Source organism: Pantoea sp. LMR881 (assembly GCF_027157825.1).
GTDB lineage: Bacteria > Pseudomonadota > Gammaproteobacteria > Enterobacterales > Enterobacteriaceae > Pantoea > Pantoea haifensis.
This window is the reverse complement of the sequence record NZ_JAPVOK010000002.1, coordinates 2,810,585-2,828,599: the sequence shown is the minus strand read 5'-3', so window position 1 is coordinate 2,828,599 and position 18,015 is coordinate 2,810,585. Positions and strand designations below refer to the sequence as shown.

Sequence of the window (18,015 nt, the reverse complement as noted above, 5' to 3'; positions counted from 1 at the left end):
TAGTCAAGTATGGCTGACAAACGGCAACGTTGAGAGACAACACTCAAACATATCCCATCATCCTCAACAGTGATTGCGCCTGATTCATTGCTGCGGCACGATGTGTCACGCCCAGCTTTTGGTAAAGGTTGCGAATGTGCGTTTTGATGGTGGTTGCCGCTACCGCCAGCTCACCAGCGATCTGGTCGTTGCTGTAACCCGAGTAGATCAGCCCCAGCACCTGCCATTCGCGCTGGGTTAGTGGACTGGTGCGAATCAGTTCTGGCACATCAGGATGATTAATCAGGCGATTAACGAAACCTTCGTCGAAATGCGCAAACTTGTGACGGTGATGTTTGTTAATTTCACGCAGGATGCGCTGGGCCCGGTGGTTATCCAGCTCGCTCAGAATATTAATCTGGATAAGCTGACGCAGCTGCTGCGCCATCATCTCGCCTTCAATGACAAAATGTGAAATAAAACCGGTGCTGCGTCCCAGCTTCAACGCCTCAATAAGCGTGCGTTGCGCCTCTGCTTTGCGATCGGTTTGCCAGTAGATTTGATTTAACAAAAGCAGGTTGCGGTTTAGATCACTCATCAGTCGCAGCGCCCTGGCATTGTCATTCAATTCTTCCAGCACCACTTCCGCCTGGTTGAGATCGCCAAGCAAAATCTGCGCACGCGCAATATTGCGCCACTGCCCTTGCAGAAAATGGTTGTTAGCGAAGGCGGGTTTGGCTGTTTGCCGCATCCAGTTAGCAGCACTTTGTGCATCGCCAGTCATCTGCCAGTAGATAATGCGCACCTTGTCGGCATTTGCGATCCAGTCGCTGTGCCAACTGCCGTTGTTTAACAAATTTTCCAGTCGACTCAGGAAGCTGCGAGCATTATCCAGATTGCCGCGCGCCAAAGAACACTGCACCAGCAGCCCGAGACACTGAATCTGCTGCTGCGGCTGATAACCCGCTAACACGCGCATGCCTTCACGTGCCGCCTGCTCCGCTTCGTCGAGCCTGCCCCAGGCCCACAACAGCTGTGCGCGAATACGCAGCAAAAATTCATGCAGCGGAAACTGCGCTAAATGCTGCTCTTTAACCAGCAAAAACGCCCGATCCTGCGTCTCGTACGCCGCTTGTAAAAAACCCTGAGCGAAAAGAATTTCACTCTGCTGAATCAGGCTCCAGAGCGCGTAATGCCAGGCTTCGTTGCAGCGTGCCATCTGTTCGGTTTGACGCATCAGCTGCAGGGAATTGGCCAAATCGCCTTTGCAGTGCATCACTTCACCGTGTACCGAAGTCGCAACAATGCGGCTGTAGTAACAGTGAGTCGGCAGGGTATCAAGCGCCACTCTGGCCAGTCGCTCCGCCTCTTCGGTGTCACCATCGTTAATCGCCACCTGCGCACGCAGCGCATTAAACTCCCCGTGCAGCGCCTCATCAATATCGCAGCGACACGCCTGTTCAAATCGCATCAGCAAATTGTTTACTTCAGAATAGCGATGCTGGCTCTGCATCAGCCAGGCCTGTAGCAACACCAGTCGGGAATTCTCGACTAATGTCTCCCACGGCAGCGCCTTAAGTGAGGCCTCTAACAGCACCAGTTCGCTCTGATTGAACAACGTCCACGCATGTTTTAGCAGCACATCCCGTAACATCAGAGCATCGCCGGAGGCGAGCGCATGGTGAATCGCCTCACCGGGAAACCCTTGCGCCATCCAGCTTTCTGCTGCCGCACGGTGTATGGCGGGCAACTCTGCCGCCAACTCCCACTGGCAACGCAGACGCAAAAAATTGCCAAAAAGCGGGTGATAGCTGAACCAGCGACCTGAATCGTCCATGCGCTGTAAAAACAGCCCCTGGCGTTCGATCTCTTCCAGCCGCATTTGCCCGTTCTCTTCACGGGTAACACAGGTGATTAGCGCGTCGTTCATTGATCGCAACAGCGCACTTTTTAACAGGAAATGGCGCGTCGGCAAATCGACGTTATCCAGCACTTCTTCCACCAGATAATCAGAAAGATGGCTGGCGTTAATACCGGAAAGCCGGCGCGCTGAGTGCTGGGCTGAAGTGGCACCCTGGCGTGCAGAGAGCGCAATCAGCTGAAGCGCCGTTACCCAGCCCGCGACGTCGTCGCACAGGCGGCCGCTCTCTTCTGTTTCCAGTGGTGAAGCCAGACGATGATCGAAAAACAGTTTTGCTTCCTGATGCGTAAATGCCAGCTGCTGGCTGCCCAGCTCAATCAACTGTTCGCGCACGCGCAAGTTGGCAATGCCTAATTGCGGCAGATTACGCGACAGTAAAATGAGCGTGATGTTTTCCGGTTGATGGCGTAAAAAAAAGCGCATCGCTTCATGAATCGCGGGATTACTGATGAGATGGTAATCGTCAATAATCAGCCAGAGCGGTAGCTTCCACTCCGCCAGCTCAACGAACAGTTGGGAAAAAAGCGCGGACAAACTGACATATTGACGTTTCTGCGCCAGGGCTTCGCTACGTACACACCCGCCATTGCTGGCCTGCTGTATAGCGGCAATCAGGTAATCAGCAAAGCGTTCAGGCTGATTATCCCCTTCGTCGAGTGAATACCAACCCAAATTTGTCTTGCCCGCTGCCCATTGTGATACCAGCGTGGTTTTACCATAGCCCGCCGGACTGGTGACTAACACCAACCGGTAGTTACCGGATACAGTCAGCTTCTGTAACAAGCGTTCACGTACAACGGTACCATCAAGGCGCACGGGGCGGCTGAGTTTGGAGGGTATTAACATAGGCGTTCGTATCTCCAGAAAGGGTTATACCTCTGTGCTTTCATGCTGCAAATACGTTGGCTGCGCTTGCTTATCGCAACGCGAATTGTTTGGGCATCGCGCATCATTTTTTTACGCTTCGTAATTAATATTCACACAACTTCAGACATTCACGCGCCGAAAGCAAGCGAACCCATGAAGCAATCCTTACAAAGCTCGACGTAATCACATTCCTGCGCCGCTTTCAGAAAAACTTTAACGTTCTCCACCCTGCTCCTCCTCCTGGTGAAATTAGCGACGGGATGAAGAGAGCCAGCACCTGGACGGGCAAACTGGATCGCTATCCGATTACCGCTCTGACAGGAAATATTTCAATGACAGAATTCAATCTTCCACGCTTTAACGATGCCCTGACGCGTCAGTGGCAACGCTTTGGCTTGCGCGATGCGCGTGAAATGACGCAATCGCAGTGGTGGCAGGCAATCAGCGGCGCGTTGGCCGATATGCTGGCAGCGCAACCTGTCGCGCCAGCAACTGCGCCGCTGCGGCACGTCAATTACCTTTCAATGGAATTTTTGACTGGCCGCCTGACCGGCAATAATTTGCTCAATCTTGGCTGGTATAACGCGGTTAACGATGCGCTCGCCACCTGGGATGTGACACTGAGCGAGGTGCTGGAGCGTGAAACCGATCCCGCGCTCGGTAATGGCGGGCTTGGTCGTCTGGCAGCCTGCTTTCTCGATTCGATGGCAACCGTGGGTCAGCCCGCAACCGGCTACGGTCTCAATTATCAATATGGCCTGTTCCGGCAGCGTTTCGTTGAGGGTGCGCAGCACGAAACACCTGATAACTGGCAGCGCGAATCTTATCCGTGGTTTAACCACAATGCCGCGTTAAATGTGCAGGTGGGCCTCGGCGGCAAAGTGTTCAATGAAGAGGGCCGCTCACGCTGGCAGCCCGCTTTTATTTTACAGGGGAAGCCTGGGATCTGCCGGTGGTCGGCTATCAAAATGGCGTGACTCAGCCGCTGCGTCTCTGGCAGGCCAGACATGCGCAGCCGTTTAATCTCGATCGTTTTAATGACGGGGATTTCCTGCGTGCTGAACAGCAAGGCATTGATGCTGAAAAACTCACTAAAGTACTCTACCCCAACGACAACCACCAGGCGGGTAAAAAGCTGCGTCTGATGCAGCAATATTTTCAGTGTGCCTGCGCATTAGCCGATATTCTGCGCCGTCATCATCAGGCCGGACGCACCATTGAGACCCTGCCCGACCACGAAGTGATCCAGCTAAATGATACTCATCCGACGCTGGCCATTCCTGAGCTGCTGCGCCTGCTGATTGATGAGCACGACATGAGCTGGGAAAAGGCCTGGCAAATCACCCAACGCACCTTCGCTTACACCAACCATACGCTGATGCCAGAGGCGCTGGAGTGTTGGGATGTGCGCATGGTACGCAGCCTGTTGCCGCGCCACATGATGATTATTAATCTCCTGAATGCGCAGCTAAAACAGCAGGTGGTGGCAGAATGGCCGGGCGATGAGGCGAAATGGGCCAAACTGGCGCTGGTGCATAACCATCAGTTACGCATGGCGAACCTGTGCGTTACCGCGGGTTTTGCGGTTAACGGTGTGGCTGCGCTGCACTCCAGACTGGTGGTGCAGGATCTCTTCCCTGAATATCATCAGCTTTGGCCGCAGAAGTTTCATAACGTCACTAACGGTATTACGCCACGTCGCTGGATTAATCAGTGTAATCCAGCCCTGGCAGCGTTAATCGATAAAACCTTACAGAAACCCTGGCTGAACAACCTGGATGCGCTGCAGGAGCTGGAGCAGTACGCCGACGATGCCGCGTTCCGCGCTGAGTATCGGGCGATTAAGCAACACAATAAGCTTGAGCTGGCGCGCTGGGTTGCCACGCGCACCGGCATTCATATCGATCCCAGTGCGTTGTTTGATGTGCAGATTAAGCGCCTGCATGAGTACAAGCGTCAGCACCTGACGCTGCTGCATATTATCGCGCTGTGGCAAACTCTCGTCAGCGATCCGCAGGCTAACCGCGTGCCGCGCGTCGTGATCTTCGGCGCTAAAGCGGCGCCGGGCTACTCGCTGGCTAAAAACATTATTTATGCGATCAACAAGGTGGCAGAAACCATTAACCAGGATCCGCGCGTAGGCGATCGTTTAAAAGTCGTTTTTGTGCCTGACTACAACGTCTCCGTGGCTGAACGGCTGATCCCGGCAGCCGATCTTTCTGAACAAATATCTACCGCCGGTAAAGAAGCCTCTGGCACGGGCAACATGAAGCTGGCGCTGAATGGTGCACTGACCATCGGCACACTGGACGGCGCAAACGTTGAGATTGCCGGGCAGGTGGGCAGCGAAAATATCTTTATTTTTGGTCATACCGTGGAGCAAGTCTGTGCGCTGAAAGCCGACGGCTATGCGCCGCTGGCGTGGCGCAAAAAGACAAGCAGCTGCATCAGGTGCTTCAGGCGCTGGAGGATGGCACATTCAGTGACGGCGACACCACCGCGTTCGACGCATTGCTGCACAGCCTTGGCCCCAAAGGGGTGATCCCTATCTGGTGCTGGCTGATTTCCGGCCCTATTTAGAGGCGCAAGCGCAGGCCGAAGCCCTGTGGAGCGATGAAGAAGCCTGGACACGCGCCGCGATCCTGAATACCGCACGTTGCGGCATGTTTAGTTCCGATCGCGCTATTCGCGACTATCAGCAACGTATCTGGCAGGCAGCGCGCTGAGGAACGCCATGAAACCTAAAAACCATCTGGATAACATTGCTGCCTCGGGTATCGCAGCCGATTATATTAATGCTCACGGCGAGCCGCAGGCTATTTCTCTTCTTACCCGTCAGCGTTTGCTGGCGGCCATGCGGCCATCGTCAGGGGTGGCGACGCCACTGCCACCGGTAGTGATTTTTCGTCACCGTCAGCCGCTGATTTTGACACCAAAGATCGCTGCACAGACGCGCTGGCAGCTGGTGAGCGAAGCGGGAAAAAACTGGACTGGTCAATGTTTAATGGATGAGTCGCTGCATTTGCCGCGCCTGCCGGAAGGGTATCATCAGCTCACTCTGCATCAGGGTGACCAGCAGTGGCATTGCCGCATTATTGTGGCACCGACGCGCTGCTACGAACCGCCTGCGCTGCTGGCCGGTAAATCGTTATGGGGCGCCTGCGTCCAGCTCTATACGCTGCGATCGACGCATAACTGGGGCATAGGTGACTTTGGCGATCTGCAACAGATGCTGCAGGAGATTGCACAGCGTGGCGGTGCTTTTATTGGTCTTAACCCGGTGCATGCGCTTTTCCCCGCTGACCCGGAAAGTGCCAGCCCGTACAGTCCCTCTTCGCGGCGCTGGCTCAACATTCTCTATATCAACGTGACGGCCGTAACAGATTTTCAGCAATCGGATGAGGCCCAGGCCTGGTGGCGATCACCCGCAACGCAGCAGGCACTGGAGGCAGCACGTGCCAGCGAGTGGGTCGATTATACCGCCGTTACCCGGCTGAAGCTGGAGGCACTGCGCCTGGCGTGGTCAGGGTTTAAGCTGCGTGCAGCGGAAGACGAAGAGGTGTGTGCCTTTACCGCGTTTATCGACGAAGGCGGCACAAGCCTGCTGCATCAGGCGTTATTTGATGCGCTACACGCCAGGCTGAGCGGCGACGATCCGCTGCTATGGGGATGGCCGACCTGGCCGGAAGCGTTGCAGCACCCTGACGCGCCAGCGGTGCGCGCTTTTCATCATCAGCACGAGGATGAGGTGCGCTTTTACCTCTGGCTTCAGTGGCTGGCTACAGAGCAGTTCGCGGCCTGCTGGCAGGTTTGCCAGCAGCAGGCAATGCCAATTGGACTCTATCGCGATCTGGCTGTCGGCGTGGCACAGGGGGGCGCAGAAACCTGGAGCGAACGCGATCTCTATTGCCTGCAGGCGAGCATTGGCGCACCGCCCGATATTCTTGGTCCGCTGGGCCAGAACTGGGGGCTGCCGCCGATGGATCCACACGTAATGCGTACGCAAGCTTACGATCCATGGATCGCACTGCTGCGTGCCAACATGCGTGACTGCGGCGCGCTGCGTATCGATCATGTGATGGCGCTGCTGCGCCTCTGGTGGATCCCGCGGGGTGAAAGCGCAGCCGAAGGCGCGTATGTCTCATATCCCATTGACGATCTGCTGGCGATCCTGGCGCTGGAAAGCCAGCGTCATCGCTGCATGGTAATTGGTGAAGATCTTGGCACTGTTCCCCTGAAATCGTCAGTAAACTGCATGATGGCGGGGTTTACTCGTATAAAGTGCTCTATTTTGAACAGTGCTCAGCGCAGCATTTTCGTCAGCCCGCAGACTGGCCGCGCCAGGCGATGGCGGTCGCCACCACGCACGATCTGCCGACATTACGCGGCTGGTGGCAAAGTGACGATCTTACGCTAGGCGAACAGCTGGGGCTTTATCCCGATAAATACGTTCTGGCCGGGCTGCATAAAGATCGACTGACCGCCAGACAGGCGCTGTTACAGAGCCTGCATCAGGCGGGCAGCCTGCCGAAACGTGCGGGAAGAGTGGCGCGCCGTAGCATGATGAATCCTGTCCTGAACCGCGGTCTGCAACGTTATCTGGCGGACAGCAACAGCGCCCTGCTCGGCTTGCAGCCTGAAGACTGGCTGGATATGGCTGCGCCGGTTAATGTGCCAGGCACCAGCGATCAATACCGCAACTGGCGGCGTAAATTAAGCGCCCCGCTGGAGAGCATCTTTAGCGATGCAGGCATCAACACCCTGCTACGCGATCTCAATCGTCGTCGTCGTCGCAAATAAACAAAACCTCACTGCTTGCGCAGTGAGGTTTATTGTGTGGCAAATAAAAGGGTGCGCCGCAGCGCACCAGGTGGGGCAACATCAGCACTGTCGGGGCCGTTTCACCCCTTGCCTTTTACACTGCTGATAAAAACCTGACGTGCCGAGGTTGATCCCAGACGTTCTGCTTCATCCAGCAGTTTCAGCGCCTTATCAATATTGCCACGCTCAACCGCCTGTTTAATGTTTTGATTAAAATAGCTTTCAGTATCGTTCAGCATCGGCTCGCGCTTCGCAGCGGGTGCGGCAGCCGGGGTGTAGCTTACCGGTGCAGAGGCAGCAGGCGTATTACCGATAGTTACCGGTCCTGGCCCTGATGAGCCGAACAGTGGCCCCACCAGAATCGATGAGCCAGAATTAGTTTTCACTTTCAGTTTTAATGTACCGTCGCTGACGTGGCGCGCCACCGGATCAGGAATATCAGGCACCGCATTGCCCGTGCCTTTTGCATAGGCTTTAGCCGGATCGAGCATGGTAGTGGTCTGGGTCAGATCCTGTTCCGTGGTAAACACCAGCAGATAGATCTTTTGCTGCCCGAGGGCAGGCGTAAGCTTGATCACGCCTTCCAGCCGATCGGCCGACATCACGCCCGGCTGCTGGTAGGTGAAGTAGCGGCTGGGAAACCAGGCGGCAGGCCGCATATTTTCATCCAGCACCAGGACATTCGGCGCAAATACCTGGTTGCGCTGCACTTCGCTGGTCAGCGTTAGTGTCAGCTCGCCGATATTGGCCGGCAGGCTATAGGCGGCAACCGGCCCGGCCAGTGTGTCAGCATTCAGGCGCTGGCCGTTGTTAGCGAGTGTAGTGATCTGCGTTTTCGACGGATCGACAGGCTGCCAGCTCAGCTGATGCAGACTGGCGGCAGACAGTGCTGGTGCTGCAGAGAGATCTTGCGGCACCAGGTTGATCTCAGCGCGTACTGGCAGGCTTTGGCCCGCCAGCAGTGCCGCACTCAGGCAGAGCGCAGCGAAGGTTTTGGTCATTTTCATTATGGTTACCTCAGAAGAGCTGTCAGGCAGCGACGTTAGCCAGGCAATAGCGCGTCGCTGCCGAAGTGACCTGTCAGGTGCGAAAAGCAACGACTTTCCGCCCCCTTCTTGCGTGAACGTTGTTTACCACCAGATTTCCATCTGAGCGCCGAATGTCCACTCATCGTTATCGCCACGGCTGTTGGTAAACAGGCCATTGCCGGTGCTGTCAGCGGAGGCAAAAGAGGTAAGATCGCCTGAGGCATCTTTGCTATAACCCCATTTTTCATCCCACTTGGCATAGGTCGCAAACACACGCAGTGCCGGACGTGACCAAATGCTGTCGCCTGCCTGCCACTGCTGGGCAAGGGTGATTTTGTACTGGCCGTTGCGTTCGTCAACCTGCTGCGACTTGACGTTGTCGTAGCCTACTTCCAGCAGGGTGCTCATGATCGGTGTCCATTTGTACATCGGGCGCACGCCTACGGTGTACCATTCTGTCCCGCGATTGTTATCAAGATCGATATTCTGATACATGGCGACATACATCAGATCCCAGCGTTCGGCCAGCGTGATCGCGCCGTGATCGAGGATGCGATACATATTGCCGTTGTTATTGATATTGGTGCCTTGCGGTACGCCTTTGCCCTGAGAGGTCAGCGCATCGGTTGCGTATTGCAGCACAAATTTGTTGTAGCCTTTCAGCATGCTCTGGGTATGTTCAGCGGTGAACATCCAGCCATCTTTAGAGGAGCCATCTTCAAGACGATAACCGTCGCGCGCGTTAGCACGGCCGTAGTCAACACCCAGTTCCAGCACGCCGTCCGGGTTGGTTTCCAGTCCGGCCAGACGGATGTCGAACACGTCATTGGCGGTGCTGGTGGCGTAGTCACGGATCTGATCGCTGGAGAAAGTATAAGATCCGCCCGCTTCAGAAGAGCGCGTGGCAGCGAACGACAGCTTACCGAAGCCGAGATCAACATCTTCCAGACCCGCACCAGGACCGGAAATATCCCAGTAGTAGAAGTCGATCATGTGAACGTCGTGACGTTGATAGAAGCGTTTACCGGCCCAGATGGTTGAACCCGGCAGTGCTTCGATCAGGTTTTTCCCTTTCACGTTGGCTTCACGAAAGGCGGGTGATGTCGCTTCCCAGTCATTTTGCTGAGAGACGGAATAGGCAACGTTAGTGTCGAAATAGAAGCTTTTATCGCCCTCTTTCCACACTTCCTGGCCCAGTTTAAGTTCGGCATAGGTTTCGCATTCGTTACCCAGACGGTATTTGCTTTGAGCACCGGTCGCCGTAAAACATTGTTGTTCACCGCCACTGCCGGTCCAGCCGATACCAGAACGGGCGTAGCCGGTAAAGTCGACCGCCATCGTCGGGGCTGAAAGCGTCCCCACCGCGACGGCAACAGCGATTGGAAGTTTGCGCAGAGTTAACATTTTCTATCTCCTGAAGTCATTGCTTTTTTTGTTTTGGCCGGGCTAAACACCGGGCTCCTGATGAAGCCTGCGACAGGCGCTCCCGTCCTCGCGGAACAGGTGACAACGCTCCGGCGGCAGGCCGATGCCCAATATGGCGCCCTCTTTTACCAGCACGACGTCCTCCTGGCGGTACACCAGGTTTTGACGAATGGCGGGAATCTCGATATGGATTTGCGTTTCGTGTCCCAGCTGTTCGACCACCTGCACTTCCCCTTCAAGGGTGACGTCAGCGATCTCGCTGGAAAGAAGATGCTCGGGACGGATGCCTAACGACATGTTGCTGCCGACCTGAACGCCCGCGCTGTCTACTGGCAGCCAGACAAGCTGCTGATTAGGCAGTCTGACCTGCACCTGATCGATAGCGGTAGCCGTGACTTTGACCGGCAAGAAATTCATTTTGGGTGAGCCGATAAAACCAGCAACGAAGCGGTTAGCGGGATAGTGGTAAAGTTCGAGTGGCTTACCGACCTGGGCCACGCGCCCGGCATCAAGCACCACGATCTTGTCTGCCAGCGTCATCGCTTCGATCTGATCGTGTGTGACGTAAATCATGGTGCGCTTCAGGCGCTTGTGCAGGCGTGAAATCTCAATGCGCATTTGCACGCGCAGCGCAGCATCAAGGTTGGAAAGCGGCTCATCCAGTAGAAAAACGCGCGGCTCTGCCACCAGCGTGCGGCCAATGGCCACGCGCTGGCGCTGTCCACCAGACAGTGCTTTGGGGCGACGATCAAGCAGATGTGCCAGTTGCAGCACCTCCGCGACCTGATTAACCCGCTGCTGAATTTCCGCTTTTTTAGCGCCGGCCAGCTTCAGGCCAAAAGACATGTTTTCCGCAACCGACAGATGGGGATAAAGCGCATAGGACTGGAACACCATGCCGATACCGCGCTCGGCAGGCGGCACCTCATTCATGCGCTGTTCGCCAATCAGCAGGTCTCCGCTGGTGATGGTTTCCAGGCCAGCAATCATGCGCAGCAGCGTCGATTTCCCACAGCCCGAAGGACCGACAAACACAACAAATTCGCCTTCGGGAATATCGAGATCGATATCCTTCGATACCACCGTGTCGCCCCAGGCTTTTGTGACATTGCGTAACGTGACGCTCGCCATGTTCCTTTTCCTCTTAGCTAACCTGTCCTTGCCTGCGCTGTGGCAGACAGACCCCGGCACTCACTATGGGCAAGGAGACCGCCTGTAACATCCTCCGCCAGCATGCAACACGATGGGGAGGAGGCGGGAGGAGGAGCCTGTGCATGTGGGATAGCTCTCGGGCGGCTGAATGTGATTTTTGTGATCGCCGATCCAGATCGGAAGTGAACTTTTTATGCGCCAGCCCACGATAACGGGCTGGTTTTGCCAGTGCGATCACAACTCATACGGCAAAGGCGTAGAGCGCAGGAGGATGAGAAGTCACAGCGGATTCGCACAATGTGGCGGACAGAGCACTCTCCGCTTCCGCGCGTTTCCGCTAAAAGGATGGATGTATGACGATGAAAACCGGCGCACGAATTCTGGCCCTTTCCGCCCTCACCGCCGTGCTGTTTTCGGCTTCTGCTGTAGCAAAGATTGAAGAAGGAAAGCTGGTCATCTGGATCAACGGCGATAAAGGCTATAACGGCCTCGCCGAGGTGGGTAAAAAGTTTGAACAGGATACCGGCATCAAGGTGACGGTGGAGCACCCCGATAAGATGGAAGAGAAATATCCGCAGGTTGCCGCCACGGGCGACGGCCCGGATATTATTTTCTGGGCGCACGATCGCTTCGGCGGTTATGCGCAGTCTGGTCTGCTGGCTGAAATCACGCCGGACAAGGCTTTCCAGGAGAAGATCTTTCCTTTCACCTGGGATGCAGTGCGCTACGAAGGCAAGCTGATTGGCTACCCCATCTCGGTTGAATCACTGGCGCTGATTTACAACAAAGCGTTGTTGCCTGCTCCGCCAAAAACCTGGGAAGAGATCCCAGGCATTGATAAACAGATGCGTGAAAAGGCAAGAGCGCCATCATGTTTAACCTGCAAGAGCCTTACTTTACCTGGCCATTGCTGGCGGCGGGTGGCGGCTATGCGTTCAAATATGCTGATGGACGCTATGACGTGAAAGACATCGGTGTCGATAACGCTGGTGCCAAAGCGGGAATGCAGTTCCTGGTCGATCAGGTAAAGGCGAAAACGCTGAATGCTGACACCGATTACTCTATCGCCGAAGCTGCGTTCAATAAGGGCGAAACCGCGATGACAATCAACGGTCCCTGGGCCTGGAGCAACATTGACAAAAGCGGTATTGATTACGGCGTTACGCTGCTGCCGTCACTGAACGGTAAGCCATCAAAAGCCTTCGTGGGGGTACTCAGCGCCGGTATTAATGCTGCCAGTCCAAATAAAGAGTTAGCAAAAGAGTTTCTTGAAAACTATCTGCTGACGGACAACGGCCTGGATGCAGTGAATAAAGACAAGCCGCTGGGTGCCGTTGCGCTGAAGTCATTCCAGCAGACGCTGGAAAAAGATGAACGCATCGCTGCCACCATGAACAACGCACGTAACGGCGACATCATGCCAAACATCCCTCAAATGGCTGCTTTCTGGTACGCCATGCGCACCGCCACGCTGAATGCGTTAGGTGGTCGCCAGAGCGTTGACGCGGCGCTGAAAGATGCCCAGGCGCGTCTGAATAAGTAATCCCCTTCCCCGGAGCCGGATCTGCCCGGCTCCGTGACTGTTAAGGAAAACCGAATCATGTCAGGAAAACCGAAAACGGGACGGCTTCATACGCTGCTGAAAGGCCTTCTCGTGGGGATCTGCTGTCTGCTGGTCGGCTATCTGCTGGTAATGATGTATGCACAGGGCGAGTATCTGTTTGCGATACTTGCCCTGATCCTCAGCACGTCAGGTATCTGGATTTATGCTAACCGCCGCGCCTATGCCTGGCGCTACGTTTATCCTGGTATTGCGGGTATGGCACTGTTTGTCCTGTTTCCTCTCGCCTGTACCGTCGCCATCGCTTTTACCAATTACAGCAGCACCAACCAGCTCACGTTTGAACGGGCACAGCAGGTGCTGTTGAGCCGTTATTATCAGTCAGGCGAGTCAGTTAGCTTTTCGCTGTTCCCGGCAGGTGATCGCTGGCAGTTAGTCTTAACGGAAGGCGACGAGACATTTGTTTCCCCCTTTTGCCTTTGGCGGAGAGCAGCAGCTCAAAATGGCCAGTGCACCGCCGCCTGCGGGTGAGCGTGCCACACTGCGCATTATTACCGGCAATCGCCAGGCGCTGGGCCAAATCAGTGCTGAATTGCCGGACGGCCGTCAACTGGTGATGAGCTCACTGCGTCAATTTTCAGGTACGCGCCCGCTTTACCTTCTCTCCAGCAATGGCGACCTGAAAAATCAGCAGAGCGGCACGGTTTATCGTCCGAACGGTGACAGCGGTTTTTATCAGGCGCTGAACGCTGACGGCAGCTGGAACAGCGAGAAGCTCAGTCCCGGTTATACCGTCAACAGCGGCTGGAAAAATTTCCTGCGCGTCTTTACCGATGAAGGCATTCAAAAACCGTTTTTGGCGATTTTCGCCTGGACACTGCTCTTTTCTCTGTTGACGGTACTGCTTACCGTCGCAGTGGGGATGGTGCTCGCCTGCCTGGTGCAATGGGAAGCGTTAAAAGGCAAAGCGATCTATCGTGTATTGCTGATTCTGCCTTATGCCGTTCCGGCATTTATTTCGATCCTGATCTTCAAGGGCCTGTTTAACCAGAGTTTTGGCGAGATCAACGTCATGTTGAATGCCCTGTTCGGCTTTAAGCCCGCCTGGTTTAGCGATCCGACACTGGCGCGCGCCATGCTGGTCATCATCAACACCTGGCTCGGCTATCCCTACATGATGATTCTGTGTATGGGGCTGTTAAAAGCGATCCCGGACGATCTCTACGAAGCTTCGGCAATGGACGGGGCCGGGCCGTTACAGAACTTCTTCCTTATAACGCTGCCGCTGCTGATCAAACCGCTTATGCCGCTGATGATCGCCAGTTTCGCCTTTAATTTTAACAACTTCGTGCTCATTCAGTTGCTGACGAACGGCGGCCCGGATCGCCTTGGCACCACCACACCGGCAGGCTATACCGATCTGCTGGTGAACTATACCTGGCGCATCGCTTTTGAAGGCGGTGGCGGGCAGGACTTTGGCCTGGCGGCAGCGATCGCTACCCTGATTTTCCTGCTGGTGGGTGCGCTGGCAGTCATCAATCTCAAAGCCACGCGCATGAAATTTTAAGGAGCTGTTATGGCTATGGTGCAACCCAAATCGCAACTGCTGCGTCTGCTGCTGACGCATCTGCTGCTGCTGGCATTTATCGCTGCCATTCTTTTTCCCCTGTTGATGGTGATAGCAATCTCACTGCGCGCAGGAAATTTTGCCACCGGCAGTTTGATCCCGGAACAAATCTCCTGGGAACACTGGCGGCTGGCGCTGGGCTTTAGCATAGAGCACGCCGATGGCAGCAAAACACCGCCGCCTTTCCCGGTGTTGCTCTGGCTGTGGAACTCGGTAAAAATTGCCGCTATCAGTGCCATTGGCATTGTGGCGCTTTCAACAACCTGCGCCTATGCTTTTGCGCGTATGCGTTTCGCCGGGCGCGCCAGCCTGTTGAAAGGCATGCTGATTTTCCAGATGTTCCCGGCGGTGCTTTCGCTGGTGGCGCTTTATGCGCTGTTTGATCGCCTGGGCCAGTATCTGCCTTTTATCGGCCTGAATACGCATGGCGGGGTTATTTTCGCCTACCTCGGCGGTATCGCACTGCATGTCTGGACCATCAAAGGCTACTTTGAAACCATTGATGGCTCGCTGGAAGAAGCAGCTTCACTGGATGGCGCAACGCCCTGGCAGGCCTTCCGTCTGGTATTATTGCCACTTTCCGTACCGATTCTGGCGGTAGTGTTTATTCTGGCATTTATCGCGGCGGTCACTGAAGTCCCGGTAGCTTCGCTTTTACTGCGTGACGTCAACAGTTACACCCTGGCGGTTGGTATGCAGCAATATTTAAATCCCCAAAACTATTTGTGGGGCGACTTTGCCGCGGCGGCGGTGCTCTCAGCTATTCCGATCACGCTGGTCTTCCTGCTGGCTCAACGCTGGCTGGTAAGCGGTCTTACCGCTGGCGGCGTGAAAGGGTAAACCTTCATCATTGTTATATTGCCTCTACTTCCTCATAGCTCTCTGTGTATGAGGTTTCGGCGGCCTGCGGGCCGCTACTTTTCTTATTTTCCCCGTTGCACCCTGCGCTAATCCCCGTGTTATCTTAGCTTTTTATGTAACAGCAATCGGACAGCGAACAATGACAAAACTGCGGGTAGGAATTGTGTTTGGTGGCAAGTCAGCTGAGCACGAAGTTTCTCTGCAATCGGCTAAAAATATTCTCGATGCGATTGATAAAACGCGGTTTGAAGTCGTGCTGTTAGGCATTGATAAACAAGGCCAATGGTACAGGAACGACGCATCCAGTTTTCTGCTGAATGCAGACAATCCGGCGCTTATTGCGCTTAACCGTGCAGCGGACAAGGTGGCGCTGATCCCCGGCCAGTCGCAAAAGCAGCTGATTATTAGTCATAACTCACACCCGCTTGCACAGGTTGACGTTATTTTTCCTATTGTTCACGGCACGTCAGGCGAAGATGGCTCTTTGCAGGGCCTGTTGCGCATGGCATCCCTGCCTTTTGTCGGATCTGATATCCTGGGATCGGCGGTGAGTATGGATAAAGATTTCACCAAACGGCTGTTGCGTGATGCTGGTTTGCAGGTTGCGCCCTGGCTGAGCGTGACGCAGGCGCAGCGCGAGCGGCTTGATGTCGATGCGATTATTGCCCGGTTTGGACTGCCGCTGTTTATCAAACCCGCTAATCAGGGCTCGTCTGTGGGCGTGAGTAAAGTCACCCGGATTGAGACGTTCAATACGGCACTGGATCACGCTTTTGAGTTTGATCGTAAAGTCATCATTGAGCGCGCCATTAACGGACGCGAAATTGAGTGTGCGGTTCTGGGAAATGATGAGCTGCAAGCCAGTCCCTGTGGCGAAGTGGTGGTCAACGATGCGTTTTATTCTTACGACACTAAATACATCAGTGCAAGCGGTGCAAGAACCGTGATTCCGGCGGCTATTCCAGACGCAATCAGTGAGGCTATTCGTGATGTTGCGTTAAAAGCGTATCGCACGCTTGAGTGCTGCGGCATGGCGCGCGTTGACGTCTTTCTAACGGAAGATAATCAAATTATTGTTAATGAAGTCAATACATTGCCTGGCTTCACCAATATCAGTATGTATCCCAAACTGTGGCAGGCAGCGGGTGTCAGTTACCAGGCATTAATCACACGATTGATTGAACTGGCGCTGGAGCGTCATCAACAGGCCAGCCAGTTAAAAAGCAGCGTGAGCTAAGTCAGGCTACGTCACTGGTGAATGCGCGTTGCGCATTCACCGGCGACGTTTGATTTCGGCCATTTCTTTTTGAAAGATAGAGGTTTTTATCCGCCGCTGAGATCAAGCGGTGGGCCACGCTATGCCAGTTGCGATCGTCCGTCGCGCTGCCAAGCGCCAGGCCAAGGCTGGCGGTCACTGTAAGCGTATTGCCCTGTAACCAGAATTTCTCTTTCGCAATGGCCTGGCGGAGTGTTTCAGCCATATCGAAAAGCTGCTGTGCGTTGTGATCAAACAGTATCACCACAAACTCTTCACCGCCGAAACGACAGATTAATCCCGTTTCGCCAACCACATCCTGTAAACGACGCGCCATTTCCTCCAGCACTCTGTCACCGGCATCGTGACCAAAATTATCGTTAATGGTTTTGAAGTAGTCGACATCAATCATAATGACGCCCATTTCACGGCGGGAAGTAAAATATTCCTCTTTCAGGCTTTCATACAGACCGGAGCGAGAGAGAAGCTGTGTCAGGAAGTCAAAATTGGCGCGAAGAGCTAACCGCTGGTTGAGCTGACGAATCGCGTCCATGCTCACGGCGACGATCAGTGGGCTGATAGCAATGGTCGCAACGCCTAATCGTGCGGAGGTCAGAGGGCTCAACGGCAAGAGATTGCCAGCGCCCTGCACGTTCATCACGCCATGTGACACCAAAATAATTTCGGTAATACCGGTAAGTAAAATGATCAGACTGGTTAAAGGAATTGGCAGCACCAGCGCGCACCAGATTAAGGCCGGTACCGGAAAGGTCAGGCTCCCTGCCCCACCCATCATTGCGCCGACAATCAGCGAAAGAATTACCGCGAATATCGGTGACAGCCTGCTGATATGCAGCAAATTGCGTAAAGGAGTGGATTGCCAGTCGCGGGTCAGCAAAAAAGGCAGCAGCATTGAGCCGGTAGAAAACTGCTCGCTTAACCAGTCCCCCCACGCGGTAAAGAGCTGTGCATCAAACGTCCCTTCCTGCGCCAGCGCGCCCCAGGTTGCGCACACGAATGCTGCCAGTAAACAGGCCGGATAGATGCGTAATGCATTGGTGATGCGTTCGCTGCCCGATACAGGCTGAAAATATTTAGCCAGCACGGAAACAGCCACCAGAATAAACAAAATATTGGCAATATTAAGCGTAAATGCAGGAAGCGCCCAGCCAGAGAACACCGTGTCGTTAAACACCATCGCGGCAAAACAGGCAGCGTAATAGCGGGTTCGATGTAAAAAAGGATTTCGTACCATCAATCCGGCAATCAGCGCATTCACCGGCCAAAACAGAGACAACTCCTCCGGGACGCGCAAATGACCACTGACAAAGCAAAACAGCAGAGTGATAACAAATAGCGAAAGGACATTCTTTTTACAATTGTGCTCTTCAAACAGCTTAACGCGCATATGCCTGGACCTTGTTACCCGAAACACCAGCGGTACACGCCAGCATAACCGATACATGGCGTCAGAATGATTAAACCCTGAACGCACCTGAAACAATCGACCGAAAAGAA

7 protein-coding genes and 4 pseudogenes are annotated in these 18,015 nt (G+C 54.6%); 6 read left to right on the top strand and 5 right to left on the bottom strand.

What is annotated here, in order from left to right; genetic code table 11:
• Positions 1-43: 43 nt before the first annotated feature.
• Positions 44-2,746, bottom strand: a complete 2,703-nt coding sequence (gene malT, locus O3W44_RS15165; RefSeq protein WP_269293708.1) for an HTH-type transcriptional regulator MalT — start codon at positions 2,744-2,746, stop codon at positions 44-46.
• Positions 2,747-3,099: 353 nt separating this feature from the next.
• Here malT and malP point away from each other — a divergent pair.
• Positions 3,100-5,493 (top strand): annotated as a pseudogene (gene malP / locus O3W44_RS15160) (maltodextrin phosphorylase).
• A gap of 8 nt (positions 5,494-5,501) precedes the next feature.
• Positions 5,502-7,567 (top strand): annotated as a pseudogene (gene malQ, locus O3W44_RS15155) (4-alpha-glucanotransferase).
• A gap of 101 nt (positions 7,568-7,668) precedes the next feature.
• On the opposite strand, the gene malM reads toward malQ, so the two are convergent.
• The 3 genes from malM to malK form a co-directional block, all read right to left on the bottom strand.
• Entirely contained in the window at positions 7,669-8,595 is a 927-nt protein-coding gene (gene malM / locus O3W44_RS15145) for a maltose operon protein MalM (protein WP_269293706.1), read from the bottom strand.
• Positions 8,596-8,718: 123 nt separating this feature from the next.
• On the bottom strand, positions 8,719-10,020 hold the full coding sequence (locus tag O3W44_RS15140; protein WP_269293705.1) for a maltoporin: 1,302 nt from the start codon (positions 10,018-10,020) through the stop codon (positions 8,719-8,721).
• 42 nt (positions 10,021-10,062) lie between these two features.
• Complete coding sequence (gene malK / locus O3W44_RS15135) at positions 10,063-11,172, bottom strand: maltose/maltodextrin ABC transporter ATP-binding protein MalK (protein WP_269293704.1); 1,110 nt, start codon at positions 11,170-11,172, stop codon at positions 10,063-10,065.
• A 374-nt stretch (positions 11,173-11,546) separates the two neighbouring features.
• Here malK and malE point away from each other — a divergent pair.
• From malE to ddlA, 4 genes and pseudogenes are all read left to right on the top strand, one after another.
• Positions 11,547-12,736, top strand: a pseudogene (gene malE, locus O3W44_RS15130) (maltose/maltodextrin ABC transporter substrate-binding protein MalE).
• A 57-nt stretch (positions 12,737-12,793) separates the two neighbouring features.
• Positions 12,794-14,321: pseudogene (gene malF / locus O3W44_RS15125) on the top strand (maltose ABC transporter permease MalF).
• 9 nt (positions 14,322-14,330) lie between these two features.
• The gene (gene malG / locus O3W44_RS15120) at positions 14,331-15,221 is read left to right on the top strand and encodes a maltose ABC transporter permease MalG (RefSeq protein WP_269293703.1); all 891 of its coding nucleotides are present in this window, start codon (positions 14,331-14,333) and stop codon (positions 15,219-15,221) included.
• Positions 15,222-15,381: 160 nt separating this feature from the next.
• Complete coding sequence (ddlA, locus tag O3W44_RS15115; protein WP_269293702.1) at positions 15,382-16,479, top strand: D-alanine--D-alanine ligase; 1,098 nt, start codon at positions 15,382-15,384, stop codon at positions 16,477-16,479.
• A 1-nt stretch (position 16,480) separates the two neighbouring features.
• Here the strand turns inward: ddlA and O3W44_RS15110 are convergent, their stop codons facing one another.
• Positions 16,481-17,905, bottom strand: a complete 1,425-nt coding sequence (locus O3W44_RS15110) for a GGDEF domain-containing protein (RefSeq protein ID WP_269293701.1) — start codon at positions 17,903-17,905, stop codon at positions 16,481-16,483.
• Between the last annotated feature and the right edge of the window lie 110 nt (positions 17,906-18,015).